Consider the following 25,318-nt stretch of genomic DNA (forward strand, 5'->3'; position numbering starts at 1 on the left):
ATGTTCGCTCCCCCTCAGCCCCGGACCCGCAGGCGGTCCGTGCTGTCCTCGCTCGGCTGTACGACGACGATGCCCTGGCCCGAGAAGGCCATCTGGTACGCCTCGCCGCTGCCCCGTCCGACGAGGGAGGAGGCCTTGAAACTGCGCTTGCCCTTCACCTTGAGGTTCGGGGACCACGCGACCAGGGCGTCAGGGTCGACGTACGTCTCGTCCTCGCCACGGCCGCAGTCGACGACGATCGGCGTGCCGCGGGAGGTCACCGCGACCCAGCCGGTGCCAGCGATCTCCACGTTCCACAGGCCCTGGCCGGCGAACTTGGCCAGGCCCTTGACCCGCTCGACGCCCCACTGGAGGTGCGCGTCGAAGGCGAGCAGATTGGTGCCGTTGACCGACAGGGAGTCGTTGTCGAGATTGATGACGACCACATCGGCGCCGTAGTCGGCGAGGTACAGCAGCCCGTCGCCGGAGCACTTCATGATGGGCGCGCCCTCGCCGGTCACCCACTGGGAGGCGACCTGGCGGACGCCGGGCGGGTTGGGCTCGTACTGGACGAAGCCCTCGTAGGCGACCATCGAGCCGGTGCGTGCGTACAGGTCCTGGCCGGAGGCCATGGCGACCTTGAGCATCGACCGGCCGTGGTTCTCCATACGGGCCGTGATCGGAGTCGGGGCGAAGCCCGCAAGTTGCTGGTTCATGTCTTCGGGCTCCCTCAGACCTCGTACGGCTGGACGACGATGAAGTTGCCGGGGGCGCCCCGGAACTGGAGGTTGATCGTCTCTCCGCTGTGCCCCGGGTACGCGTTGCGGCGCAGCCGGACCTGGCTGGAGAGGATCACCTGGGACGCGGACGACCAGGCGACGACGGCATTGCAGTCGGCGAAGGTGGTCGGCGTGACCGGCAGGACGACCGGGGTGCCGTGCGTCTTCACGACGACGGTGCCGGAGCCCTGGAACTGCATGGTGAACAACGCGCCGCCGGGGATGCCATGGCCCTCGATACGACGGACCTCGTACTGGAGGGCCTCGTCGAACGCGAGGACGTTCTCCGCGGAGACGCAGATGCCGTCGCCCTGGAGCTCGATCGGATGCAGGTGTGCGCCCTCCTCCGCGAGGAAGACCTGACCACGGCCGGAACAGCGCATCAGCTGCATCTCCTGGCCCGTCGCATTGCCGATCACGCGACCGGCGAAGCCCGCGCCCTTGTGGCCGAAGTCCACCTTGCCCTGGTACATCACCATGCTGCCCTGCCGGGCCAGGACGGGTGTGCCGCCCATGGTGAGGTCGACTCGCATCAACTGCTGGTTCTGCGGGGTCCAGCGCTGGCCGGTGGCCGTCTCGCGGTACGGCTGGAGCGCGGCCTGGAGACCGGCACCACCCTGCGGGGCCCCCTGGGGAACGCCCTGTGGCGCGCCCGGAGGCATGCCCTGCGGCTGTCCGTAGGGAGCCTGCTGACCGTATGGCGCGGGCGCGCCGGGCGGCTGGGCCTGCCCCGGGAACTGACCCGGCATCTGCCCGGGCGGCTGTCCCGGCACCTGTCCGAACTGCGGCTGCTGAGGCGGCTGCCCGTACGGCGAGGGAGCGGGCGGCGGCATCGTGCCCTGCGGGGGCATCGGGGCCGCGACCGTCGGTGCGGCGTGCATCTGCGGGTTCGCCGGGGCTGGGGCCTGTGCGGCCGGTGCACCGAACGACGGCGCGGGCTGCGGAGCCTGCGGTGCGGTGGGTGCGCCGAAGGCCGGGGGCGCCGTCGCCTGGGCGGGCGGCCCGAACGACGGTGCGGCCTGGGGCTGCTGGGCCGACGGCTGCTCCTCGGCGACCTCGCCGCCGAAGTTCTTCAGCAGGGCGTCGAGTCCGCCGTCGAAGCCCTGGCCGATGGCGGCGAAACGCCAGACGTCCTTCAGATAGAAGTCGCCCAGCATCACCGCGCGCTCGGTGGTGAACTCCGAGCCGTTGAACGGATACCGGACAACCTCTTCGCCGCCGGCGACGATGCGGATGTATCCCGGACCGACCTGCGACATCTGTCCGGCGCCGTCGATCGTCGCGGTGAAGGACAGCTTGTGGATGTTCGCCGGAATACGGTCGAGCGTGACGCGGAAGGACTCGGTGTCACCGGCCTGCGCGCCCAGCAGCTGAACGGACTCCTCGGGCGACTTCGGCTGGTTGAAGAAGATGAAGTACCGGTCGTCGGAGAGCTGCTCGTTGGCATCGAGGCCGAAGCAGCTGATGTCGAAGGTCAGCCCAGGAGCCGCGATCTGCACACCTACGTACAGATCCGTTCCCGGCGTGAGATCACTGATCTTGGCCTTGTGGCCGCGTTGGAATTCCCTGGCCATGCGTAACGACCGTCCCCCATCCCGAAGGTGAATACGTCGCGTCAGGCTAACGGCTCAAACCGACATTGAGCCAAGCCCGGACGCATGCCGGGACACATTCGGTACACGGGATCAGTGCCGGTCGGACGTCATTCCCCGCCGGTGACGGGCAGGTGCGGCAGCCGGTCGGCCGCCACGACACCCTCGAGATAGCCCCGGGCGCGTTCGGTCCGGGGATACGCCTCCAGCAGCCGCCAGAACCGCGGGCCGTGACCGGGCACCAGGAGATGTGCCAGTTCGTGGACGAGCACATAGTCGACGACGTACTCGGGCATCCCCTGCAGACGGTGTGAGAGTCGGATGCTGCCCTCGGCCGGGGTGCAGGAGCCCCAGCGGGTGTTCTGATTCGTCACCCATCTCACGGATGTCGGTCTTGCGCGTCCGTCGAAGTACTGGGCGGACAACCGCTCGGCACGCTCGGTCAGTTCACTGTCACCGAGGATCCGCTTGCTTTCCTGGGCCGCGAGCTTGTCGAGCATCACGCCCACCCAGCGCTGCTCCTCCGCCTCCGACATCCGGGCGGGGATCAGGACGATGGTCCGGTCGCCCTCCCGGTAGGCGGAGACCGTTCTGTTGCGGCGCGCGCTCCTGCGGACCTCGACCGCGCTGGTCCCCGATCCGCGGGACGGGCGGCCTGGCACGCTGCGCTGTTGACTTCCCGCACTGTGCGGTGGTGTCTCCCCAGCGACGCGAGGGGAAGGGTCGACGGACACGCCCCGACGTTACCCGTTGCAGGTGGGGGAAGTCCCGCCTCCGGAACGGTTCGATCTTGATCCACCCCTTGGCTGCACCATTTGAACGACTAATACCCCAAGCCTGTGGACAACTTTTCACACCCTTCGACGTGGCCGGGCATTCTGGCAACGGATCAGCGGAGAGCCGTTCTTGATCATTCTTCGGTTTCTCCCGGTTCCGCGGGTTCTGGCTGTTCTCACGGTGCCGGCGGTACTGCGGGTTCTGGCGGTTCTGGAGGTTCTCGCTCCGGAAGGTTCTTCGGTTCGCGGTTATCAAGGGGGAAGTGGAAATGCATCCGATGGTGAAGCCGGCACTGAGGCGGGCATGGCGGGAACGGCAGACCGTGCAGTTCGGGGTGACACCCGCGCACGCGGTCGTGGTCGGGCCCGTGGACACGGCGACGGGCGCTCTGCTGGAGCTGCTCGACGGCACACGCGGGCTCCCGCTGCTGCGCGAGGAGGCCCGGGTGATGGGCATGCCGGACGGGCAGGTGGACGCTCTGGTCAGACGGCTGAGCGCGGCGGGACTGCTCGACGACGCGACGGTGGGTGGGCCGGAGGCCGATGCCCTACGACAGCGGGCAGGCGCCCTCGACCGCCTGCGTCCCGACCTGGCGACGCTCTCCGTGGTCCATCCCGAACCGGGCGGTGGCATACGGCGGCTGGCTGCCCGCCGGGCCATGCGCGTCCAGGTCCGGGGCGCGGGCCGGGTCGGCGCGACAGTCGCGGCGCTGCTCTCCTCGGCCGGTGTCGGACGGGTCGAGGTGCTGGACGGCGGGTGCACCGAGCCGTGGGACATCGCTCCGGGCGGTTTGCCGGCGGGAGCGGTCGGCGACCGAAGGGACACGACGGCCCGTCAGCTGGTCCGTCGGTCCGCCGCGGTTCCACCGCAACGGCAGAGGGGCCGGGCGCGGTCGGCGTCGTCCAGTGTCTCGGCATCATCGCCGCAGTCCGCACCGTCGGCGGGGGAAGGCTCCGCACCAGAAAGCGGGGGCGCCGAGCCCGGCCTGTCGCTGGTCGTCGTGTGCCCACGCGACGGGCTCGCCGCCTATGCCCCCGACCCCGTCGGATCCGCCGACTGGATCGCCACGGGCACTCCGCACCTCTACGCCGGTGTGATCGAGGCCACAGGCGTGGTGGGACCGCTGGTGCTGCCCGGCGGCACCGCCTGTGCCGGATGTCTCGAACTGGGCCGGGCGGACCGTGACCCCGGATGGCGACGCCTCCTGGCACAGTGGCGTTCGGCGGGCCGTCGCAGTGGGGCGGTGCCGGCATGCGACATCGCACTCGCCACACTGGTGGCAGGGACCGCGGCGGCGCATGCGCTGTCCTTTCTCGACGGAGAGCTGCCGACCAGCACAGGAGCGCGCTGGGAGACCTCCCTGCCGTTGCTGGACTGGCGATCCGAGAGGATCTCGCCGCACATCGACTGCGTCTGCGGTGCACATGGGAAGAGTGAGAGGGAGCACACCTCGGACTTCGGGCCGTCGCACGAGACAATGGCCGGGTAACCGCCGTACGCGGCTCGGCTGCTGTCGGGGAATTGGAGGGGCGCATGTCTGATCTTCCGCGTAAGGCGGTCACCCGGACGGCCAAGTTGGCCGCACTGCCACTGGGGTTCGCCGGCCGTGCCACATGGGGTCTGGGAAAGCGGATCGGCGGCAAGTCCGCGGAGATCGTCGCCAAGGAGCTGCAACAGCGCACCGCGGAGCAACTGTTCAAGGTGCTCGGAGAGCTCAAGGGCGGGGCGATGAAGTTCGGGCAGGCCATGTCCGTCTTCGAGTCCGCGCTGCCCGAGGACATCGCCGGCCCCTACCGCGCGGCGCTCACCAAGCTCCAGGACGCCGCGCCGCCCATGCCGACGCGCACCGTCCACACGGTTCTCGCCGAACGGCTCGGGGAGGATTGGCGTGACCTCTTCCTGAGCTTCGAGGACAAGCCCGCCGCCGCGGCCTCGATCGGACAGGTGCACCGCGCGGTGTGGCACGACGGCCGCGAGGTCGCGGTGAAGGTGCAGTACCCGGGAGCCGGTGAAGCGCTGCTCTCCGATCTCACACAACTGAGCCGGTTCGCCCGGCTGCTCGGGCCGCTCATCCCGGGGATGGACATCAAGCCCCTGATCACCGAGCTGCGCGACCGGGTCTCCGAGGAACTCGACTACGAGCTGGAGGCGCAGGCACAGGGCGAGCACGCGGCGGAGTTCGCGGACGATCCCGATGTGCTCGTGCCCGATGTGGTGCACCAGTCCGACCAGGTGCTGGTGACGGAGTGGATCGACGGCATCCCGCTGGCCGAAGTGATCGCGAGCGGCACGGAGGAGCAGCGGAACCGGGCCGGACAGCTGCTGGCGCGTTTCCTGTTCTCGGGTCCGGCCCGCACCGGACTGCTGCACGCGGATCCACACCCGGGGAACTTCCGGTTGCTGCCCGACGAGGACGGCGAGACCTGGCGGCTCGGCGTGCTGGACTTCGGCACGGTGGACCGGCTGCCCGGCGGACTGCCCCAGACCATCGGTGACTGCCTGCGGATGACGCTGGAGGGCGAGGCCGACGCGGTGTACGACCTGCTGCGTTCGGATGGCTTCGTCAAGGACGAGATCGAGCTGGACCCGGACGCGGTGCTGGAGTATCTGGTGCCGATCATCGAGCCCGCGGAGGCGGAGGAGTTCACCTTCACCCGGGGCTGGATGCGAACCCAGGCCGCGAGGATCGCCGACATCCGCTCCCCCGCACATCAGCTGGGCAAGCAGCTCAATCTGCCGCCGTCCTACCTGCTGATACACCGGGTGACGCTGAGCACCATCGGAGTGCTGTGCCAGTTGAACGCCACCGTGCGGCTACGGGACGAACTGGAGTCCTGGCTGCCGGGGTTCCTGCCCGAGGACGACGAGGACAGCACGGCGATCGAGGCGCCGGCCTGAGCGACCGGTAGGTGGGGGCAGCGCAACGGGGGCGCCCCGGCGGCAACGGGCAGGTGGGCGGCGGGCGGGCGGCGGGCGGCGGGCGGCGCGGACGCGGCCTCACCACCAGTCGGAGTCGAGTCTGCCCTCGATGGCGCGCAGATGGGAGCGTGCGCAGTCGTCGCAGAAGTAGCTGCGGACACCCTTCTCGACGGAGCAGGTCCAGGTGAGCGGTGTTCCCTCGGCGGTCTTACCGCAGTGGGAACACTCGACGCCCTCGGCACCCGGCTGTTGCGGCTGCGGAGTCTGCTGCTGGTCCACCACGTGACGATAACCCCGTACGGGAGCCGCCGCAGGTAGAACGCACCGCGGGGGCCGGTCCGTTCGGACCGGCCCCCGCGAATCAGTGGGTGTCACGGTGTGACGAGCCGACAGCTGTCACTGCATGACGGCCATGGCGAGCGCACGGCGGGCGCGCATCGAGACGCGCTCGGCGCGGCGCTGCATCCGCCGGGCGGCGACCAGGCGCACGGCCTGGCGTTCCGACTCGGCTTCGCGCAGGCGCTCGTGCATATGCGCACGGGCCATGGCTTCTGGGATGAGTTGCATCTCACGGGTCCTGTTCTGACGCGAGGCGGTCGCGCCGATGGTGGTGACGTCTGGGGTGGCGGAGCCGGACGGCTCGCTCGTGGAAGAGGTCATGGGGGCCAGCTTCTGGGGATCGTGCGTCAGGGGGCGATCGATGGTTCCGGTGATGTTCATGCCGCAACCGGGTTCTTGCGCGGGCGGCCACGCGGCCGCTTGCGGGCGACGACGACGCCCTGGATGAAGAGCTCGCCACCCCAGACGCCCCACGGCTCACGCCGCTCCTTGGCGCCGGCTAGGCAGGCCTCGACCAGCGGGCAGGTACGGCAGAGGGACTTGGCGTACTCGACGTCCGCGGGGGACTCGGCGAAGAAGACCTCCGGGTCGTAGGACCGGCAGGGAACGGGTACGCCGAGGTTCTCGATGGCGTCGTCGAGCGCGGTGAGCGCAGTGAGCGGAGTCAAGGTGGAGTCCTCCGTGAGGGCGGGCGGGGGGATCGTCTCGGAAGGCGGTACGGACGGGGCGTGCGCTTCGAGTTGCACGGTGGTGTCGTTCCTCGTCTTGTCGGTCCGGCCTGTTGGCCGGTTGGCGGTCCCCCGATTCGGTCCGGGGGGCTGGTACCGGGTGCTGCTGTTTCCGAGGCCCCTTCGCTCCGGCTCCCCCGTTCGGGGAAAACAGAAGGGCCGCGGATCCCGGGTGGGGTTCCGCGGCCCTGAAGGCGCCGGCCTGATCTGAATCAGGCTGGATCACTCCAGGGTTCGAGCCCACGGAAGGCCCACGTCGTGTGGTGCTGCGTCTGCTTCTTGGTTTCGGCACTGGTCGCCGCAAAGGCATAGGCCTGGGCCTTCACCGCTGCTACATCTGCTGCCAGTGCCTTGGTCGGTCGCTCATTGCGGTCCCGGACAGGGAGTCCGCCCAGAGCGATTCCGCCCAGACCGATCACCGGAAGCGCGGCCGAGGAGCCGGACACACCGGTGCCGTTGAACGACGCGGAGAAGCCGAGCGAGCAGGCGGAGGCGTCCGAGCGATCGGTCATTTTGGCGGTGCTGATGAAGCTGGTCTCGATGCTGATCACTGGATTCGCCTCCTCTCGGCGTCTTGGGGACCGGCCGGGGCCGATCACGCGTGTTCGGATAAGTACAGCACGACAACAGGGCTTCAGAGAAGTCGCTGTTCCCGTGGTTAAGAACCTATGGGGCCTGCCGGGGCCCGCGCAAACTATTTTTCCGACGAGTTTGTATCAGTCCTCCTCGTCGACTCCTTCAAGCTCTTGACCTGCACAGATGGCGAGGACATCGGCGCCGAAACGCTCCAGCTTGCGTCCGCCGACACCGGAGATACCGGCCAGCTCCCCCTCGTCGCCCGGCACGGCCTCCGCGATCGCCATCAACGTCTTGTCGGTGAACACGCAGTAGGCCGGCTGGCCGAGCTCCTTCGCCTGGTCCGAGCGCCACTCGCGCAGCCGCTCGTACAACGCCTCGTCCATGTCCGAGGGGCAGTCCTCGCAGCGCATCAGCTTCATCTCACCCGCGTCGGTGAGCGTCTTGCCGCACACCCGGCACAGCACGGGGCCGCGCCGCTTGCGCCGGCCGCCGGTGCCGCGGTCGACACCGCCCGCGCCCCCCGCACTGCGCGTCCCCGGGGCCACCGACCCCGGGCGCATGCCGTTCAGGAAACGGGTCGGGCGACGCGAGGCCCTGCCGCCGGGCGACCGGGAGAGCGCCCAGGAGAGGGACAGATGCAGCCGCGCACGGGTGACCCCGACGTAGAGCAGCCGGCGCTCCTCCTCGACCTGTTCGTCGGTCTTGGCGTAGGTGATCGGCATCATGCCCTCGGTGAGGCCGACGAGGAACACCGCGTCCCACTCCAGGCCCTTGGCCGAGTGCAGCGAGGCCAGGGTCACGCCCTGGACGGTGGGGGCGTGCTGGGCGGCCGCCCGCTCGTCCAGTTCGGTCACCAGGTCGGAGAGTGTCGCCTCCGGCTTCACTCGCACATAGTCCTCGGCGAGACGGACCAGGGCGGCCAGGGACTCCCAGCGGTCGCGCACCGCGCCCGAGCCCGCGGGTGGTTCGCTCGTCCAGTTCTTGGTCGAGAGCACCGCCCTGACCTGTGAAGGGAGGTCCCCCGCGTCGTCGAGCAGCGAGTCGTTGCCGCCGGCGCGGGCCGCGCCGCGCAACGCGATGCCCGCCTCACGGACCTCCTGGCGCTCGAAGAAGCGCTCCGCTCCCCGCAGCTGGTAGGGGACGCCCGCGTCGGCAAGCGCCTGTTCGTAGACCTCGGACTGGGAGTTGACGCGATAGAGGACCGCGATCTCGCCGGCCGGGACACCCGCGGCGATCAGGTCGCGGATGCGGCGGGCGGTGCCTTCGGCCTCGGCCGGTTCGTCCGCGTACTCCACGTAGGCCGGGTCGGGGCCGGGCTCGCGCTGGGAGATCAGTTCGAGCCGGTGCTCGGCGGCGCGGCCGCGGGCCTGGCTCAGCAGACCGTTGGCGAGGTGGACGACCTGGGGCGTGGAGCGGTAGTCGCGGACCAGTTTGACCATGGTCGCGCCGGGGTGGCGGGTGCGGAAGTTCAGCAGATGGTCCGGGGTGGCGCCGGTGAACGAGTAGATCGTCTGGCTGGCGTCTCCCACCACGCACAGGCTGTCCCGCTCGCCGAGCCACAGGTCGAGGAGCCGCTGCTGGAGCGGGCTGACGTCCTGGTACTCGTCGACCACGAAGTTCTGGTACTGGCGGCGGATCTGGTCGGCGATGTCGTGGCGGTCCTGGAGGATGCCGACCGTGAGCAGCAGGACGTCCTCGAAGTCCATCGCCGAGCGGTCGCGCTTGAGCTGCTCGTACATCCCGTAGATCTGGCTGATTTCGGCCGGGTCCCGGGGGGCGTCGCGGACCGACTTGGTGACGGCGGCCGGGTAGTCCGCGGGAACGGTCTGGGTGACCTTCGCCCACTCGATCTCGCTCGTCACATCGCGCAGTTCGTTGCGGTCCAGCCGGATCCGGCAGCGCGCGGCCGCCTCGGCGACCAGCTGGATCTTGCGGTCCAGCAGCCGTGGCATGTCGCCGCCGACCGCTTTGGGCCAGAAGTACTGGAGCTGGCGCAGGGCGGCGGAGTGGAAGGTGCGGGCCTGGACGCCGCCGGCGCCGAGCTGGCGCAGCCGCCCCCGCATCTCGCCCGCCGCGCGGTTGGTGAAGGTGACGGCCAGCACACTGGCGGGCTGGAGAATGCCCGCGCGCACCCCGTACGCGATGCGATGGGTGATCGCCCGCGTCTTGCCCGTGCCGGCGCCTGCCAGCACGCACACCGGGCCGTGCAGGGAGGTCGCCACTTCGCGCTGCTCGGGGTCGAGTCCGTCGAGCACCGCGTCGGCCGACTCGGGCACCTGCGGGAAAAGGGAGGAGTGCGTTGCTGCTGTCACCCCGCCATGCTGCCAGGTCCGGAGAGGCGGGTGCGGCGCTTGTCCACAGGGGAGCGGGTGTGGTCGTACTAATACGGGAATGGCGGGCCGGTCACGTACGTTCTAGTGCCGTGCGACCACGCACCGAGTGAGTGGGACGCAGTCAGCGAGACAGAGGAGCGCGAGAGACCATGCCGGGCACTGTGACGATGTACAGCACCACGTGGTGCGGATACTGCCGTCGGCTCAAGGGCCAGATGGACCGTGAGGGCATCGCTTACACCGAGATCAACATCGAGCAGGACCCGGATTCCGCGACCTTCGTCGAGAAGGCCAACGGCGGCAACCAGACGGTGCCGACCGTGCTCTTCCCGGACGGCACGACGCTGACCAACCCCTCGCTGGCGCAGGTCAAGCAGAAGATCGGCGCCTGACCGCACCCGCACACACGCGCCCCCGCTCGACGATGTCGGGCGGGGGCGTCGTCGTGCCGGGACCGCGAGTGCCGCGGGCCACAGCGGCACTCGCGGGCACCTCAGTTGGCGCTGCCCGGCTTCGGCAGCGGCTTGCCGTACCAGAGCTCGATCAGACGGGCGGCGATGGAGATCCCGTACGGCGGCAGCACCTCGCCGGACTCGAACGCGGCCCGCAGGTCCTCGCGGGAGAACCAGCGCGCCTCGTGGATCTCCTCACCGTCGACGTTGATCTCGGACGAGGTCGCCCGGGCCATGAAGCCGAGCATCAGGCTCGACGGGAACGGCCAGGGCTGGCTGGCGATGTACTCGACCTCGCCGACCGTCACCCCGGCCTCCTCCCAGACCTCCCGGCGCACCGACTGCTCGATCGACTCGCCCGGCTCCACGAACCCGGCGAGTGTGGAGAAGCGGCCTTCCGGCCAGTGCACCTGGCGGCCGAGCAGGGCGCGGTCCTCCTCGTCCGTGACCAGCATGATCACGGCCGGGTCCGTACGCGGGTAGTGCTCGGCGCCGCAGGCCGGGCAGCGGCGGATGTGGCCCGCGGCCGCGATGACGGTGCGTTCGCCGCAGCGGGAGCAGAACCGGTGCAGCCGCTGCCAGTTCTCCAGCGCGACGGCGTGGACCATCAGGCCGGCGTCGCGCGGGGAGAGCAGCAGACCGGCCTCACGCAGCCCCGCGGACCGGGCCGACTGGTCGATCCGGCCGGGCAACGCGTCCTTCTGGAGCGCGAAGTAGCGCACGCCCTCCTCGTCGGTGCCGAGGAAGTAGCGGTGGGTCTCGGTGACGGGGGCCTCGAAGGCCGGGGTCATCACCAGTTCGGTACGGCCGTCCGCGCCCTCGTCGATCAGGACCTGGCCGCCGGAGACCACGAAGACACGCGTCGTCGGGTGGCTCCAGGCCGCCGCCAGCCATGCCTCGTCGAGACGGTGGTGCGCCTCGCGGTCGATGCCGCTCGGTGCGGTGAGACCGATCGGGAGGTCCCCGGCGCCGGCGAAAGTGTGGGTGCTCACGGTTCTTCCAACTCCCCCGAGTGGATTGGGTGTCAGTTAGCGGAGGGCGGCGGCGAGGTCGCCCCACAGGTGCGCGGTGGTCTCCACACCCTTGATCAGCAGGTCGATCTCGACCTTCTCGTCGGGCGCGTGCCAGCCGTCGGAGGGTACGGAGATACCCAGAAAGAGCACGGGCGCCGCCAGGACGTCCTGGAGGTCTGCCGCCGGTCCCGAGCCGCCCTCACGGGTGAAGAGGATCTTCTGTCCGTCGAAGGCCCGGCTCATGGCCCGTACGACGGACTGCAGGGCGGGGTGGTCCAGCGGGGTGAGACAGGGGCGGGTCGATGCCCCGAAGGTGAGGTCGTAGCGGATGCCCGCGGGGACCAGGGACGCGACCCACTGGCTCACCGCCACCTCGATCTTGTCCGGATCCTGGCCCGCGACCAGCCGGAAGGTGAGCTTCAGCTGCGCCGACGCCGGAATGATCGTCTTGCCGCCGGGGCCCTGGTAACCGCCGCCGATGCCGTTGACCTCCGCGGTCGGCCGGGCCCAGACGCGCTCCAGTGTGGAGTAGCCGACCTCGCCGAGCGTGCCGTGGGACTTGGCCGTCTTCAGCCAGGCAGCCTCGTCGAAGGGCAGCTCGGCGAAGAGCTCCCGTTCGGCGTCGGTCAGCGGCGTGATGTCGTCGTAGAAGCCGGGAACGGTGACCCGCTCGTCGGCGTCGTGCAGCGCGGCCACGAGCCGGGCCGCGGCCGTCGCCGGGTTGGGCACCGCACCTCCGAACGACCCGGAGTGGATGTCCTGGTCGGGGCCGTACAGCTCGATCTCGCAGTCCACGAGGCCGCGCATGCCGGTGCAGACGGTGGGGGTGGTCTCCGACCACATACCGGTGTCCGAGACGATCACGACATCGGCGGCGAGACGGGCGGCCTCGGCCTCGACGAGCTCGCGGAAGTGCGGGGAGCCCGACTCCTCCTCACCCTCGATCAGCAGCTTGAGGTTGACGGCGGGCGCCGTGCGTCCGGTGGCGGCGAGGTGCGCCCGTACGCCCAGGGTGTGGAAGAAGACCTGGCCCTTGTCGTCCGCCGCGCCACGTGCGTACAGCCTGCCGTCGACGGTCACGGGCTCGAAGGGATCGGAGTGCCAGCCGTCCTCGCGGGCGGCGGGCTGGACGTCGTGGTGTCCGTAGACGAGGACGGTCGGCGCGTCCGGGTCGCCGGCGGGCCACTCGGCGAACACCGCGGGGGCACCGGCCGTCGGCCAGACCTCGGCGACCGGGAAGCCGGTCTCCCGGAGCTTGGCGGCGAGCCAGTCGGCACTGCGTCGTACATCGGCGGCACGGTCGGGCTGTGCCGACACGGAGGGGATGCGCAGCCACTCGGCGAGGTCGTCGAGGAAGGCCGCGCGGTGCCGCTGGATGTACGTACGGACGACGCTGTCCGGGGTGTCGCTCATGCTGGTGAGCCTAACGGGCCTCGGCTGCCGGTTCCTCCGCCGTCTCGCCCAGCAGGATGCGTTCCAGAGCCACGCGGTCCGGGAGGTCCGGCGGCCGGACGACCTCGCCGCTGCGCACGAAGACGAACGCGGCGTCGACCGCCTCCAGAGGCAGGTCGTGCTGCTCGGCCCAGGCCAGCCGGTAGACGGCCAGCTGGAGAGGGTCGGCGGTGCCGCTGCGGCTGGTCTTCCAGTCGACGATCTCGTACGCGTGGGGTGTGCCGGTCCCGGTGGGGCGGTAGACGGCGTCGATACGGCCCCGGATCACGCGGCCGGCCAGAGTGATCTGGAACGGGGACTCCACGCGGTAGGGCGTGCGACGGGCGTACGGGGTGCGCTCGAAGGCGTCCTTGAGCGCTTCCAGGTCACGTTCGTCCGCGATCTCCGGCGTCTCGGTGTCGTCGCCCCCCAGCTCGTCCGGGCCGAGCATGGGCAGCGGAAGCTCCTCGAAACGGGACTCCACCCAGGCGTGGAACCGGGTGCCCCTGCGGGCCGCGGGCTGGGGCGGCCGCGGCATGGGGCGGGCCAGCTCCTGGGCGAAGCCGTCCGGGTCGGCCGCGAGACGCATGAGCTGGGATGCGGTGAGTGACGGCGGCACGGGCACGGCCCGCACACCGGTGCGGCTGCGGCGCAGCTCCCCGGCGAGCGCGTCGAGGTCGCGGTCCCAGGACGCGATCGCACGGGCGTCCTCGGGGGTGAGTACGTCCTCGGAGGTGCGTCCCTTCCGCGAGGGGCGCGCCTCCTCCGGAGCGTGACGGGCGTCGTCGGGTCGCTCGGGCGGTGGACCCGCCTGGTGCGGAACGGCTCGTGAGAGCTCCGGTCCGCGGGCCCCGGACGCGGCTGCACGGGCCCCGGACGGTGCCGGTGGTTCGTGCGCGGCGGGCGGGCCGGCGGTGGCGGAACCACCGTGGTCCGGGTCGTGCGCATCGTCCGTGTACGGGGCGTCCGGGGGGTACGGGTCGTCGGGGGCGGGCGGCTCGTCCTCGGAGTCGTCGAACGGTGCTTCCTCGTCGTCCCACAGGGCCCACTCCTCGTCGTCGGGAGGCTCGGGAGCCGGTTCGGGCTCGGGCTCCGGGCCCGCGTCGAGGTAGGCCAGTACCGTCTCCGCCGCGGCCCGGCGCCGGGCCAGGGACGTGGGGTCCAGCGGAAGCGGCCAGGCCCGCTCGGGCCCGGTCGTGTCGAGACAGGGGTTCTCCGCGTCCTCCGGTGGCTCGTCGGCCCAGGCCTCGATCTCGCCGAAGCCCTCGGTGCAGTGGTCGTGCAGTGCCCGGAGGAACGCGGACGGGCCGCGCCGGCGCTTCTGCGTCGGGCCCCACCAGTGGCCGGAGCCCAGCAGCAGTGTGCGGGGGCGGGTGAAGGTGACGTATCCCAGGCGCAGTTCCTCCGTGTGCTGATGGTCCTTCATGGCGTCCTTGAAGGCCTTCAGCCCTCCCGCGTCCCAGCTCGTGACGTCCGGGAGGGTGCCCGCGTCACCCCGCAGGGCGTGCGGCAGGACCTTGGACTGGGAGGTCCACGCCTCCCGCGCCTGCTCGCTCGGGAAGTGCTTGGCGGTCAGGCCGGGGACGGCGACGACGTCCCATTCCAACCCCTTCGACTTGTGCGCGGTCAGGACCTTGACGGTGTTCTCGCCGCCCGGCAGGGCGTTGTCCAGGCCCTTCTCGTACTGCGCGGCGGTACGCAGGAAGGCGAGAAAGGCCAGCAGCGAGGCCTCCCCGTCCAGCGCCGCGAAACGTGCCGCTATGTCGAGGAAGTTGGAGAGCGTCTCGCGTCGCCGGGCGGCCAGGGCGTGCGGGGAGGCGGACAGTTCGACTTCGAGGCCCGTCGTGCCGAGGACACGGTGCAGTACGTCCATCAGGGGGTCGGCCAACGATCGCCGCAGCTCGCGCAGTTCGGTCGCGAGACGGGCGAAGCGGACCCGCGCCTCGGCGGAGAATGCCAGCTCCTCGTCGCCGTCGGCCGATTCGAGGAACGTGTCCAGGGCGTCCGCGAGCGAGATGACCTCGGCCGGGTCCGTGCCTTCGACGGCCGCCGCCAGCCGCTCGTCCGGGTCCGTCCCGTCGGCGCGGGCACGGTGCACGAGCAGACGGGCCCGGCGGCCCAGCAGAGCCAGGTCCCGGGGGCCGATCCGCCAGCGGGGGCCGGTCAGCAGCCGGACCAGCGAGGCGTTGGCCCCGGGGTCCTGGAGGACTTCACACACCGCGACCAGGTCGGCCACCTCGGGCAGGTGCAGCAGCCCGGACAGACCGACGACCTCGACGGGGACGTCGCGTGCGACCAGGGCGGCCTGGATCTCGGGGAAGTCGCCCGCGGTCCGGCACAGGACGGCGATCTCACCGGGCTCCTTGCCCGTACGCACGAGGTGGGCGATCGAGTCGGCGAGCCACGCGATCTCCTCCTCGTGTGTCGCGAGCAGTGCGCAGCGCACCATGCCGTCCCGCTCGGCGCCGGGCGCGGCCCGCAGCGCCTCGACGCCTTCGTGCATGGCCCGCAACGGAGTCGCCAGGTCGTTGGCCAGGTGCAGCAGCCGGCCGCCACTGCGGCGGTTCTCGCTGAGCGAGAAGCGCGTGGCGGGACGGGCGTCGGCGTGCGCGAAGTGGGAGGGGAAGTCGTCGAGGTTGGCCACCGACGCTCCTCGCCAGCCGTAGATGGCCTGGCAGGGGTCGCCGACCGCGGTCACCGCGTGACCGGTGCCCTGGCCGAACAGTCCGGACAGCAGCAGCCGTTGGGCGACGGAGGTGTCCTGGTACTCGTCGAGCAGGACGACCCGGAACTCGTCCCGCAGAATCGCACCGACCTCGGGGCGGGTGAGGGCCAGCTGGGCCGAGAGGGCGATCTGGTCGCCGAAGTCGAGCAGCTCACGGGAGCGCTTGGCCTCCCGGTAGCGGACGGTGAGGTCGAGCAGTTCACGGCGCGCGGCCGCGGCTTCGGGCACCTTGCGCAACTCGGCGTTGCTCAGCCGGACGCCGTCGAGGGTGCGCAGCAGCTCGGAGTCGTACGAACCGAGCTGCTCCGGAGGCACCAGATGCTCCGCGAGCTCCGCGTCGAGCGCCAGCAGATCGCTGACCAGCGAGGGGAACGACCGGGTCAGCGAGGGGTAGGGGCCCGGCGCCTCACGCAGTACGCGGGCGGCGAGTTGGTAGCGGGTGGCGTCGGCGAGCAGCCGGGCGGTCGGCTCCAGGCCTATCCGCAGCCCGTGGTCGGCCAGAAGCTGCCCGGCGAACGCGTGGTACGTGGAGATGCGCGGTTCGCCCGGGGGATGGTCCGGGTCGATGACGTCGGGGTCGGTCACCCCTGCCCGTACGAGAGCGGTGCGGACCCGCTCGGCGAGCTCTCCCGCCGCCTTGTTCGTGAACGTGAGTCCGAGGACCTGCTCGGGCGCGACCTGGCCGGTGCCGACGAGCCACACCACCCGGGCGGCCATCACCGTCGTCTTCCCCGACCCGGCTCCGGCCACGACGACCTGCGGGGCGGGCGGTGCCGTGATGCAGGCCGTCTGCTCCGGGGTGAAGGGGATGCCGAGGAGCTCCTTGAGCTGCTCGGGATCGGTGATGCGGGCGTTCACTCCAGAGAGGCTAGTGGGGACCACTGACAGCAGTGGTCCCCACCGGCCTCCGCGAGCTCAGGCGTCCGGCCCGGGGCGTCACGCACGAGGCTCCGGGCTCCGGCCCGCAGGCACCGTCCCCGTCCCCGGCGCAGGCGCCTGGCCTCGGACGCCAGGCGCAGGCGTCGGGCCCCGGGCTCACACGCCAGGCGCAGGCGCCGGGTCTCGGGCTCACACGCCAGGCGCAGGCGCCGGGTCTCAGGCGCCCGCGTCCGCCCCGTCCAGCTTGTCCAGGTCGACGACCTGGTCGGCCGGCGGGGCTGTGACCTTCACCGGCTTGTCGTAGTCGGAGAACGTCATCGTGCCGGGCTCGTCACCGCCGACCACCACGACCTTCAGCAGGTAGGGCTTGCCCTCCTTGGCCACGTACATGGTGAGCGTCTCACCGCCGGTCTTCTTCTTCACGAGGGTCACGGCGGGCTGACCGTTCACGTCGGCGTCGGGGCCCTTGGTCATGCCCTGACGGTCCGACTTCTCGTCGTCCATGTCGCTGACCATGGTCTTCACGTCGCAGGCGCCCCCCATCTCGCCGGCGGACTCCGCGGGCATCTTCAGCCAGCGGCCCTTCATCAGCTCCACCGCGGCGTCGGTCTCGGACTTCGGCATCTCGCTCCCGGTCAACTGCTCCCGGTAGAAGTTCTCGTCGCCCTTGATGTACAGGACCTTGTCCAGCTGGACGAGCTCGAGAGAGTTGCCGGCGGGGCCCATCGAGCCCTTGCATGAGCCCTGGGAGTCGGCGGTGACGTCGATGTCGCCTTCCTCACCGTCGCTGGTGACCCGCCCGGACATGCGCATCGAGCGGGCGGTCTTCGTCGCCGCGATCGCCTTGTCGCTGATCTTGTCGGCGGTGAGTCCGACGAAGGGGTCGGCCGGAGCCTTCGGTGTGGCGGCGGCTTTCTTCTTCGCGCCCGAGCTGCCGTCGGATGTGCTGCCGCTGTCCTTAGAACAGCCCGCCAGTCCGGCGATCACGGTCGCGCAGACCGCTGCCGAAACCAGAAATGTACGTCGTGCCGCCATCTGCTTCTCCTCTGAAACCCCGTTGGTGCCTCGCCCCTTGAGCGACACCTGTCGACAGCCAATGGATGCATGCCGATGGGTGTGGCATGGGCCACAACACACCTCGTCATTCGACTGTCTGACGGCCTTCCGGCTGGGCGCTGCACGAGGCGCGGAACGCGCAGTGGGTGCAGTGCTGCCCGGCGGACGGGGTGAAGCGCTCGTCCAGGACACGGCCGGCGGCGGTGGCGAGCAGGTCCCCGACCCACTCCCCCGTCAGCGCCTCCTGCGCCTGGATTCTGGGCAGAGCCTCACCGCCCTCCTTCTTGGGGGCGGCCTGCCGCAGCTGGACGAGCTCGGCACCACCGGGCTCGGGACGCCGGCCGTCGAAGGCGTCGTCGAGCGCACCCTCCCGCACCGCGAGCTGGTACACGGCGAGTTGGGGGTGGTGGGCGACCTCGTCCTTGGTGGGCGTCTGCTTGCCGGTCTTGAAGTCGACGACGTACGCGCGTCCTTCGGCGTCCTGCTCCACGCGGTCCATGGAGCCGCGGATGCGCACCTCGTACTCACCGGCCTCCAGTGTCACGTCGAAGTCGTGTTCCGTCGCGGCGGGAACGCGGCCACCACGGTCCATCACATGCCAGCGCAGGAACCGTTCGAGGGCCACGCGCGCGTGCTGCTTCTCCTGCTGCGACTTCCAGGGCGCGTCGAAGACGAGCGCGTCCCAGACCGAGTCGAGCCGCTCCATCAGGACGGCGAGGTCGGCGGGGGTCCGCCCGGAGGCCACCTCGTCGGCGAGTACGTGGACGACGTTGCCGAATCCCTGGGCGGCGGTGGCGGGAGCGTCCGCCTTCACCTCACGCCCCAGGAACCACTGCAGAGCACAGGTGTTGGCTAGCTGGTCCAGAGCGCTTCCGGAGAGCGTGACCGGCTCGCTTCGGTCACGCAGCGGAAGGCGGCTGTGGGTGGGCTCGTACAGGCCCCACCAGCGATACGGGTGCGCGGCGGGCACGAGCGGCTGGCCCTCGTCGTCGGCGAGGGCCGCGAGGCGGGCCAGCCTGCGGGCGGCGGCGTCCCGCAGCGCGGGGGATGCGTCGGGGTCGACGGTGGTGGCACGCAGTTCGGCGACGAGCGCGGAGACGGCGAGGGGACGGCGGGGACGGCCGGTGACATCCTTCGGTTCGGCTCCGAGCTCGGTGAGGAACCGGGAGGGCTGGTCGCCGTCGTCGGCGGGTGCCTTGACCGCGGTGACGACGAGCCGGTCGCGGGCGCGGGTGGCGGCCACGTAGAAGAGCCGGCGCTCCTCGGCGAGGAGGGCCCCCGGCGTCAGCGGCTCGGCCAGACCGTCCCGTCCGATGCGGTCCGCCTCCAGCAGCGAGCCACGGCGGCGGAGGTCCGGCCACAGGCCCTCCTGGACACCGGCCACGACGACGAGACGCCATTCGAGACCCTTGGAACGGTGCGCGGTCATCAGACGCACGGCGTCGGGCCGGACTTCCCGCTTCGAGAGGGTGTCGGCCGCTATGTCCTGGGCCTCGATCTCCTCGATGAAGTTGAGGGCGCCACGGCCGCCGGTGCGTTCCTCGGCGCGTGCCGCGGTGTCGAAGAGCGCGCACACGGCGTCGAGGTCACGGTCGGCGTTGCGTCCGCCGGGACCGCCGCGGAGGGCGGCGCGTTCGAGACGCTGTGGCCAGGGGGTGCCGTCCCACAGCTCCCAGAGCGCTTCTTCGGCGGTGCCGCCGCCTTCGAGCAGCTCCCGCGCGGTGCGCAGGAGACCGCCGAGACGCTGGGCGCCTCGGGCGTACGAGGGGTCGTGGGCGACGAGGCGTTCCGGCTCGGCGAGTGCGCGGGCGAGGAGGAGGTCGGAGGGAGGCGGAAGCTTGTTCCCGGCGGCACGCTCCTCGTCCCGCAGGGCTCGCCCGAGCCGTCGGAGGTCGGCGGCGTCCATGCCGCCGAGGGGGGAGGCGAGAAGGGTGAGGGCGGTCTCGGTGTCGAGCCAGGGGGCGGGGGCGGCGCTCGAGGTCTCGGGGGCGGCGTCTTCAGGGGCGGCGTCTTCGGTGGCGTCTTCGAGGACGGCGGGTTCAAGGGTGGCGTCTTCGAGGACGGCGGAGTCGGCGTCGTCCGGGCTCGCGGGCGCGTCAGCTGCTTCCCCGCCGGCGGGCGCGTGGGCCGCGTCCGGGGCGTCCTCCGTGGTGACCGGTCCCGCCGCGTCCGTCTGCTCGGTGACCGCCTCGACGGAGGGCCGCGCCGCCGGATGCGCGGCGGCCGCCGTCGCCACCGCCCGCAGTGCCGTCAGCAGCGGCGACACCGCCGGCTCGTGACGCAGCGGCACGTCCGCGCCGTCGACTTCCAGGGGTACGCCCGCCGAGGTCAGGGCACGCCGGATGGAGGGGATCGTACGGTCACCGGCACGGACCAGCACCGCCATGTCGGACCAGGCGACGCCGTCCTCCAGATGGGCACGGCGGAGGATGTCCGCGATGTTCTCCATTTCCGTGGACGCCGTCGGGAAGGTGTACGTCTCCACCGTCCCGCCCTCGCGGACCGCGGACAGTTCGCGGTGCGCCCGCACCTTGTCGGAGGGCAGCCGCGTCAGCGGCATCCGGCGGGTCAGCAGCCGGGTCGCCGCCAGCAGCAGCTCACCGCTGCGGCGGGACGTCGTGAGGACCGCGACGTCCGAGGGGCTGCCGTCCGCGTGCCGGAACGCGTCCGGGAAGTCGAGGATTCCGTTGATGTCCGCGCCGCGGAACGCGTAGATCGACTGGTCCGGGTCGCCGAAGGCGACGAGCGTCCGCCCGCCGCCCGCCAGCGCCTGCAGCAGCCGCACCTGGGACGGATCCGTGTCCTGGTACTCGTCGACGAACACGAAGTCGTACGGCGACGCGGTCCGTTCCGCGAGCAGCACCGCCCGGTGCACCAGTTCCGCGTAGTCGAGGACGCCCTGCATGTCGAGGACGTCGAGATACTCGGCGAGGAAGGACGCCGCCGCCCGCCAGTCGGGCCGTCCGGTGCGCGCGGCGAAGCGGGCGAGGGAGTCCGGTCCGAGGCCCAGTTCGCGGCTGCGTGCCAGCACCGCGCGCACCTCGTCGGCGAAGCCGCGCGTCGTCAGGCACGCCCGCAGGTCGTCCGGCCACTGATGGCGCGCCAGGCCCTCCCCCTCCAGGTCGATCTGTCCCGCCAGTAGCTCGCGCACCGCGACGTCCTGCTCGGGACCCGACAGCAGGCGCAGCGGCTCGGAGAACAGGTCGGCGTCCTGGTGGGCGCGGACGAGGGCGTAGCAGAACGAGTGGAACGTCGTGGCCTGCGGACCCTGTGCGCCGCCGAGCCGCACCGCCATCCTGTCCCGCAGTTCGACGGCTGCCCTGCGGCTGAAGGTGAGCACCAGGATGCGTTCCGGATCGGCTCCCTTGGCCACCCGGGCGGCCACCGCCTCGACCAGGGTCGTGGTCTTTCCGGTGCCCGGACCAGCGAGAACGAGCAGCGGACCGTGATCGTGGTCAACCACAGCCCGCTGGGCTGCGTCCAGAAGAGGGGGCTCCACAGCGCCCGGCGGGGTACGGACCAGCCGGTAGGCGCCTGGGGTTCTCCCCCTGAGCCCCTGCGGGCGTGGGGGGACCCCCTGCCGTACCTGTTGCGGGTACGGCGTACGCCCGGTGGTGGAGGAGGAGCTCACGTGGATCGCCGGTCCTGGTGGGTGTGCTGGTGCTGATGGAGCGGTTCGTGCCGCGCCCTGGAGACGCTACGCCAGCGCGCGGTGGCGACGCAGTGAGTCCGCCGTGTACCGGAAGAACGCCGGAATCGGCGCATACTCCCCGTGCGCGACGTACTCCGGACAGTCCTTGGACCGCACGTCCGGGCGCCGAATGGCGGAAGCTGTCATATGTGAGCGCCGTCGCCATCGCCGCCGTCCCACCGCGCCCGCCTCACGTCGAGGCGCGGCACATGCCCTTCGGCGCTGCGTGGGGCTTCTCTGAGCGGCGTGCCCTCGGTCCGGTACTGCGCGAGAGCGCGCAGCTCGTGGCCGGGCAGCAGCATGCCGTCGGCGCGGACCACACGCCACCAGGGCACGGATCCACCGTACAGCGCCATCGCCCGGCCGACCTGGCGGGGGCCGCCCTCGCCGAGCCATTCGGCGACATCGCCGTACGTCATGACCCGGCCCGGCGGGATCAGCTCGGCGACCTCCAGGACCCGCTCCGCGTACTCCGGCAGCTCTTCCATCCGGTCCATCCTGCCGCACCCCACCGACAACGCAGGGCGGGGCGGTCGAGGGGCGCATGGAGTGCAGAGCGGGTTTCAGGCGGCAAAGGGGCGTATCTCACGTACCTCCCGCCCCCGCAATACACCCTGATGCCCCCCTCTGTCGGCGGGGCGTGCCACCATCGTGCGGGCGGTGACTGGTGATACGAGATCAAGAAGAGACCGAGACGAGCGAGGAGCAGGGCGTGCAGCCTGGCAAGGCAGCAAGCACCCCTGAGGCCGGGTCGGGCCCGGACGCGCCCGTTCCGACCGCCTCGCAGGACTCCGGCCGGACCGCCGGCGACGAGGCCACCACCGGGCCCGCGGCCGCGCAGTCGTCGACCGGCCGGCACCCCGCCGACCAGCCCGCGGACGGATCACCCCCGGCCGCACCGCCCGCAGCCGACCAGCCCTCGCCCGGGCCGTCCGCAGCAGGCCCGAAGGACACTGCGAAGACCACGGACCCCTCGGGCGACGCGAGGACCACGGACGGCGCGAAGACGACGGACAGCGCGAAGACCGGGCCGGCGAAGGCGGACGCGGCCGGCGATGTCACCGACGTCGCCAGCTTCGACCGGGTCTCCGGTGACGAGCCGCTGCTCGCCGCCCGCGTACACCGCCCCTCCGACCTGATGCGCCTGCTCATCGGCATCCTCCTGATCGCCGTGGTGCTCGCCGTCGCCGCCTTCGCCCACGGCACGACGTCCGGCCTCGAAGAGGACATCAACAAGGGCACCGGCCAGGCGCCCGACCTGCTGGTCAAGATCGCCGGCCTCGTCTCCAGCATCGCCGTCCTGCTGGTCCCGGTCGCCTTCGCGATCGAGCGTCTGATCAAACGGGACGGGCTGCGGATCGCCGACGGCGTCCTCGCTGCCGTCCTCGCGCACGGGGTCACGCTCGCCACCGATCTCTGGGTCGCCAGAGGCGCGCCGGGCACGCTCCAGGACGCCCTCACGCAGACCCAGACGGACGGCGGGCTCACCGACCCGGTGCACGGGTATCTCGCCCCCGTCATCGCGTACATGACCGCCGTCGGGATGTCCCGCAGACCCAGATGGCGTGTCGTCCTGTGGGTGGTGCTGCTGCTCGACGCCTTCGCGATGCTGGTCGCCGGGTACACCACCCCGTTCTCGATCATCCTGACCGTCCTGCTCGGCTGGACCGTCGCGTACGGAACGCTCTACGCGGTCGGCTCACCGAACGTCCGCCCGACCGGCCAGACGCTGATGGCCGGTCTTCGCCATGTCGGTTTCCGCCCGGTCAACGCGATGCGGGCCGAGGACGTCCCCGACTCCTCCCCGCTGCGCCCCATCGGCGGCAGCCCCGCCGAGCAGGGCGACCGCGGCCGCCGATATCTGGTGACCATGGAGGAGGGCGCGCCGCTCGACGTCACCGTCGTCGACCGCGAGCAGCAGGCACAGGGATTCTTCTACCGGGTGTGGCGCCGGCTGACGCTGCGCTCCATCACCACCCGGCGCTCGAACCCGTCGCTGCGCCAGGCGCTGGAGCAGGAGGCACTGCTCGCCTACGCCGCCATCGCCGCCGGAGCCAACGCCCCCAAGCTGATCGCGACGTCCGAACTCGGTCCGGACGCCGTGATGCTCGTGTACGAGCACCTGGGCGGCCGCTCGCTGGACGCCATGGACGACGACGAGATCACCGACGACGTGGCGCGCGGTGCCTGGCGGCAGGTGAAGGCGCTCATGTCTCGCCGTATCGCGCACCGCAGGCTGACAGGCGACGCGATTCTGGTGGATCGTTCCGGCAAGGTGATCATCACCGATCTGCGCGGCGGCGAGATCGCGGCGGGCGACATGGTGCTGCGTATGGACATCGCGCAGTTGCTGACCACCATCGGACTGAGGGTGGGTGCCAAGCGCGCTGTCGCCACCGCCGTCGAGATCCTCGGTCCGGACACGGTCGCCGACTGTCTGCCGCTGCTCCAGCCGATCGCGCTGAGCCGCTCGACCCGGGCGACACTGCGCAGGCTGGCGCGGGAGCGTTCACAGCGGGAGCGGGACGCCGTACTGGAGGCCTCCGCGGCCGCCAAGCGGGCCCGTACCGAGGCGGCCGAGGGGCCGGCGGCCGACGACCGCAAGGCGGTGCGCAAGACGGAGCGGGCCGAGAAGCAGGCCGACAAGCGCGCCATGGACGAAGCCATGGACGAGGTGCGCGAGGAGGACCTGCTCTCCCAGATCCGCCGCCAGGTGCTGCTGATCAGGCCGCAGGCGCCGGTCGAACCGGTACGCCTCGAACGCATCCGGCCGCGCACCCTCGTCAGCATGATCGCCGGCGCGGTGGCCGCGTACTTCCTGCTCTCGCAGCTCGCCGGCATCGACTTCGCCACCGTCTTCGGACGGGCCCACTGGGGCTGGGTGGCGGCCGCGGTCACCTTCTCCGCCCTCAGCTACATCGCGGCGGCGATGAGCCTGCTGGGCTTCGTGCCGGAGCGGGTGTCCTTCCTGCGCACCGTGGTCGCGCAGGTCGCCGGTTCGTTCGTCAAGATCGTCGCTCCGGCCGCGGTCGGCGGTGTCGCGCTCAACACCCGCTTCCTCCAGCGCTCTGGCGTACGGCCGGGGCTGGCGGTGGCGAGTGTCGGCGCGTCCCAGCTGTTCGGGCTCGGCGCGCACATCCTGCTGCTGCTGTCCTTCGGCTACCTCACCGGCACGGAGAAGACGGCCTCGCTCAGCCCGTCCAGAACGGTGATCGCGGGGCTGCTGACGGTCGCCGTGCTGGTGCTGGTGGTGACCGCGATCCCATTCCTGCGGAAGTTCGTCTCGACGCGGCTGCGGTCGCTGTTCGCGGGTGTGGTGCCGCGCATGCTCGACGTACTCCAGCGGCCCATGAAGCTGATCACCGGCATCGGCGGGATGCTGCTGCTGACCGGTGTGTTCGTGATGTGCCTGGACGCGTCGATCAGGGCCTTCGGAAACGGGGTGCAGCCGCTGAGCTACGCGAGCATCGCCGTCGTCTTCCTCGCGGGCAACGCGCTCGGTTCGGCGGCGCCGACGCCCGGCGGTGTCGGCGCGGTCGAGGGCGCGCTCACCTTCGGCCTGATCGTGGCAGGCGTCCCGAAGGAAGTCGCGGCACCGGCGGTGCTGCTGTACCGGATGCTGACGCTCTGGTTGCCGGTGTTGCCGGGGTGGTTCGCGTTCAACCACCTGACCCGCAAGGGAGCGCTGTAGGCCGGGGGCGTCCGGCGGCCGGTTTTGTCCTGGGCGGACGGCCGGACGGACTGGTTGCGCTCGTTCGCACGGGCGGGCGGGGGTGGTGTTGCTTGCGCCCTGCGGGTCGCGGATGGGGCACGGCCTGCGGCCGTGTCCTCAAGCGCCGGACGGGCTGGAATTGGCCCCGTTCGCCGACGTCAGCTCCGACGGGCAAGGATCGCGGGGCAGCGCGTACGCAGACGTCTGCCCCGGCGGGCGGCGGTCGCACGCACCCTGCCGGGGGGGGGGCGGGGGGCGCCCCCCCCCGCGGGAGGGCGAGCCCCACCCCGGGGGGGGGGGGCCCCCCCCCGCCACCCGCCCCCCCCCGCGGCCC

Annotated in this window: 18 protein-coding genes; 4 read left to right on the plus strand and 14 right to left on the minus strand. The window is 71.3% G+C overall.

Going from position 1 to position 25,318, the window contains the following annotated elements; genetic code table 11:
• Positions 1–14: 14 nt before the first annotated feature.
• The 3 genes from ABTX78_RS33330 to ABTX78_RS33340 all read right to left on the minus strand — a co-directional run bounded on the left by ABTX78_RS33330 (position 15) and on the right by ABTX78_RS33340 (position 3,084).
• Positions 15–695, minus strand: a complete 681-nt coding sequence (locus ABTX78_RS33330) for an AIM24 family protein (RefSeq protein WP_352210520.1) — start codon at positions 693–695, stop codon at positions 15–17.
• A gap of 14 nt (positions 696–709) precedes the next feature.
• The gene (locus ABTX78_RS33335) at positions 710–2,332 is read right to left on the minus strand and encodes a TerD family protein (protein WP_352210521.1); all 1,623 of its coding nucleotides are present in this window, start codon (positions 2,330–2,332) and stop codon (positions 710–712) included.
• Between the two features lie 128 nt (positions 2,333–2,460).
• A complete protein-coding gene (locus ABTX78_RS33340; RefSeq protein WP_340475242.1) occupies positions 2,461–3,084 on the minus strand; it encodes a M48 metallopeptidase family protein in 624 nt (207 codons plus the stop codon).
• A gap of 311 nt (positions 3,085–3,395) precedes the next feature.
• Between ABTX78_RS33340 and ABTX78_RS33345 the strand changes: the two genes are divergently transcribed.
• Both ABTX78_RS33345 and ABTX78_RS33350 read left to right on the plus strand, forming a co-directional pair.
• Positions 3,396–4,616: a ThiF family adenylyltransferase gene (locus tag ABTX78_RS33345; RefSeq protein WP_352210536.1), complete on the plus strand. Its 1,221-nt coding sequence runs from the start codon at positions 3,396–3,398 to the stop codon at positions 4,614–4,616.
• Between the two features lie 44 nt (positions 4,617–4,660).
• The gene (locus tag ABTX78_RS33350) at positions 4,661–6,025 is read left to right on the plus strand and encodes an ABC1 kinase family protein (RefSeq protein ID WP_352210522.1); all 1,365 of its coding nucleotides are present in this window, start codon (positions 4,661–4,663) and stop codon (positions 6,023–6,025) included.
• Positions 6,026–6,124: 99 nt separating this feature from the next.
• On the opposite strand, the gene ABTX78_RS33355 is transcribed toward ABTX78_RS33350, so the two are convergent.
• The 5 genes from ABTX78_RS33355 to ABTX78_RS33375 form a co-directional block, all read right to left on the minus strand.
• Positions 6,125–6,325 (minus strand): hypothetical protein, encoded by a 201-nt coding sequence (locus ABTX78_RS33355; protein WP_352210523.1) that lies wholly within the window; start codon positions 6,323–6,325, stop codon positions 6,125–6,127.
• Positions 6,326–6,442: 117 nt separating this feature from the next.
• A complete protein-coding gene (locus ABTX78_RS33360; RefSeq protein WP_327680509.1) occupies positions 6,443–6,766 on the minus strand; it encodes a putative WhiB-interacting protein in 324 nt (107 codons plus the stop codon).
• Entirely contained in the window at positions 6,763–7,131 is a 369-nt protein-coding gene (locus ABTX78_RS33365; protein WP_327680511.1) for a WhiB family transcriptional regulator, read from the minus strand. Before ABTX78_RS33365 ends, ABTX78_RS33360 begins: the two co-directional genes overlap by 4 nt.
• Positions 7,132–7,325: 194 nt before the next feature.
• Positions 7,326–7,664 carry a hypothetical protein gene (locus ABTX78_RS33370; RefSeq protein WP_352210524.1) on the minus strand — a complete coding sequence of 113 codons (339 nt, stop codon included), beginning with the start codon at positions 7,662–7,664 and terminating at the stop codon, positions 7,326–7,328.
• Between the two features lie 165 nt (positions 7,665–7,829).
• Positions 7,830–10,004, minus strand: coding sequence for an ATP-dependent DNA helicase UvrD2 (locus tag ABTX78_RS33375; RefSeq protein WP_352210525.1), 2,175 nt, complete (start codon positions 10,002–10,004; stop codon positions 7,830–7,832).
• Positions 10,005–10,174: 170 nt separating this feature from the next.
• On the opposite strand from ABTX78_RS33375, the gene ABTX78_RS33380 reads away from it, so the two are divergent.
• Positions 10,175–10,417, plus strand: coding sequence for a mycoredoxin (locus tag ABTX78_RS33380; RefSeq protein WP_352210526.1), 243 nt, complete (start codon positions 10,175–10,177; stop codon positions 10,415–10,417).
• Positions 10,418–10,518: 101 nt separating this feature from the next.
• Here the strand turns inward: ABTX78_RS33380 and nudC are convergent, their stop codons facing one another.
• The 6 genes from nudC to ABTX78_RS33410 all read right to left on the minus strand — a co-directional run bounded on the left by nudC (position 10,519) and on the right by ABTX78_RS33410 (position 21,769).
• The gene (nudC, locus tag ABTX78_RS33385; protein WP_352210527.1) at positions 10,519–11,469 is read right to left on the minus strand and encodes an NAD(+) diphosphatase; all 951 of its coding nucleotides are present in this window, start codon (positions 11,467–11,469) and stop codon (positions 10,519–10,521) included.
• A gap of 36 nt (positions 11,470–11,505) precedes the next feature.
• Positions 11,506–12,903: a dipeptidase gene (locus tag ABTX78_RS33390; protein ID WP_352210528.1), complete on the minus strand. Its 1,398-nt coding sequence runs from the start codon at positions 12,901–12,903 to the stop codon at positions 11,506–11,508.
• Between the two features lie 10 nt (positions 12,904–12,913).
• Positions 12,914–16,504: an ATP-dependent helicase gene (locus tag ABTX78_RS33395; protein ID WP_352210529.1), complete on the minus strand. Its 3,591-nt coding sequence runs from the start codon at positions 16,502–16,504 to the stop codon at positions 12,914–12,916.
• A 237-nt stretch (positions 16,505–16,741) separates the two neighbouring features.
• Positions 16,742–17,560, minus strand: coding sequence for a hypothetical protein (locus ABTX78_RS33400; RefSeq protein ID WP_352210530.1), 819 nt, complete (start codon positions 17,558–17,560; stop codon positions 16,742–16,744).
• A gap of 106 nt (positions 17,561–17,666) precedes the next feature.
• Positions 17,667–21,212, minus strand: a complete 3,546-nt coding sequence (locus ABTX78_RS33405) for an ATP-dependent helicase (RefSeq protein ID WP_352210531.1) — start codon at positions 21,210–21,212, stop codon at positions 17,667–17,669.
• Between the two features lie 203 nt (positions 21,213–21,415).
• Positions 21,416–21,769 carry an MGMT family protein gene (locus ABTX78_RS33410; RefSeq protein ID WP_502994039.1) on the minus strand — a complete coding sequence of 118 codons (354 nt, stop codon included), beginning with the start codon at positions 21,767–21,769 and terminating at the stop codon, positions 21,416–21,418.
• A 170-nt stretch (positions 21,770–21,939) separates the two neighbouring features.
• On the opposite strand from ABTX78_RS33410, the gene ABTX78_RS33415 reads away from it, so the two are divergent.
• Complete coding sequence (locus ABTX78_RS33415) at positions 21,940–24,963, plus strand: lysylphosphatidylglycerol synthase domain-containing protein (RefSeq protein WP_502994040.1); 3,024 nt, start codon at positions 21,940–21,942, stop codon at positions 24,961–24,963.
• Positions 24,964–25,318: the final 355 nt, after the last annotated feature.

The sequence above is a fragment of the Streptomyces sp. NPDC096193 genome (assembly GCF_040302905.1).
GTDB lineage: Bacteria > Actinomycetota > Actinomycetes > Streptomycetales > Streptomycetaceae > Streptomyces.

What these genes read in the sequence shown, in the direction of transcription:
- ABTX78_RS33350 (WP_352210522.1), top strand. Translation starts at nt 4,661, where the DNA reads ATGTCTGATCTTCCGCGTAAGGCGGTCACCCGGACGGCCAAGTTGGCC.
- ABTX78_RS33345 (WP_352210536.1), top strand. Translation starts at nt 3,396, where the DNA reads ATGCATCCGATGGTGAAGCCGGCACTGAGGCGGGCATGGCGGGAACGG.
- ABTX78_RS33410 (WP_502994039.1), bottom strand. Translation starts at nt 21,769, where the DNA reads ATGGACCGGATGGAAGAGCTGCCGGAGTACGCGGAGCGGGTCCTGGAG.
- ABTX78_RS33330 (WP_352210520.1), bottom strand. Translation starts at nt 695, where the DNA reads ATGAACCAGCAACTTGCGGGCTTCGCCCCGACTCCGATCACGGCCCGT.
- ABTX78_RS33360 (WP_327680509.1), bottom strand. Translation starts at nt 6,766, where the DNA reads ATGAACATCACCGGAACCATCGATCGCCCCCTGACGCACGATCCCCAG.
- ABTX78_RS33380 (WP_352210526.1), top strand. Translation starts at nt 10,175, where the DNA reads ATGCCGGGCACTGTGACGATGTACAGCACCACGTGGTGCGGATACTGC.
- ABTX78_RS33400 (WP_352210530.1), bottom strand. Translation starts at nt 17,560, where the DNA reads ATGGCGGCACGACGTACATTTCTGGTTTCGGCAGCGGTCTGCGCGACC.
- ABTX78_RS33335 (WP_352210521.1), bottom strand. Translation starts at nt 2,332, where the DNA reads ATGGCCAGGGAATTCCAACGCGGCCACAAGGCCAAGATCAGTGATCTC.
- ABTX78_RS33390 (WP_352210528.1), bottom strand. Translation starts at nt 12,903, where the DNA reads ATGAGCGACACCCCGGACAGCGTCGTCCGTACGTACATCCAGCGGCAC.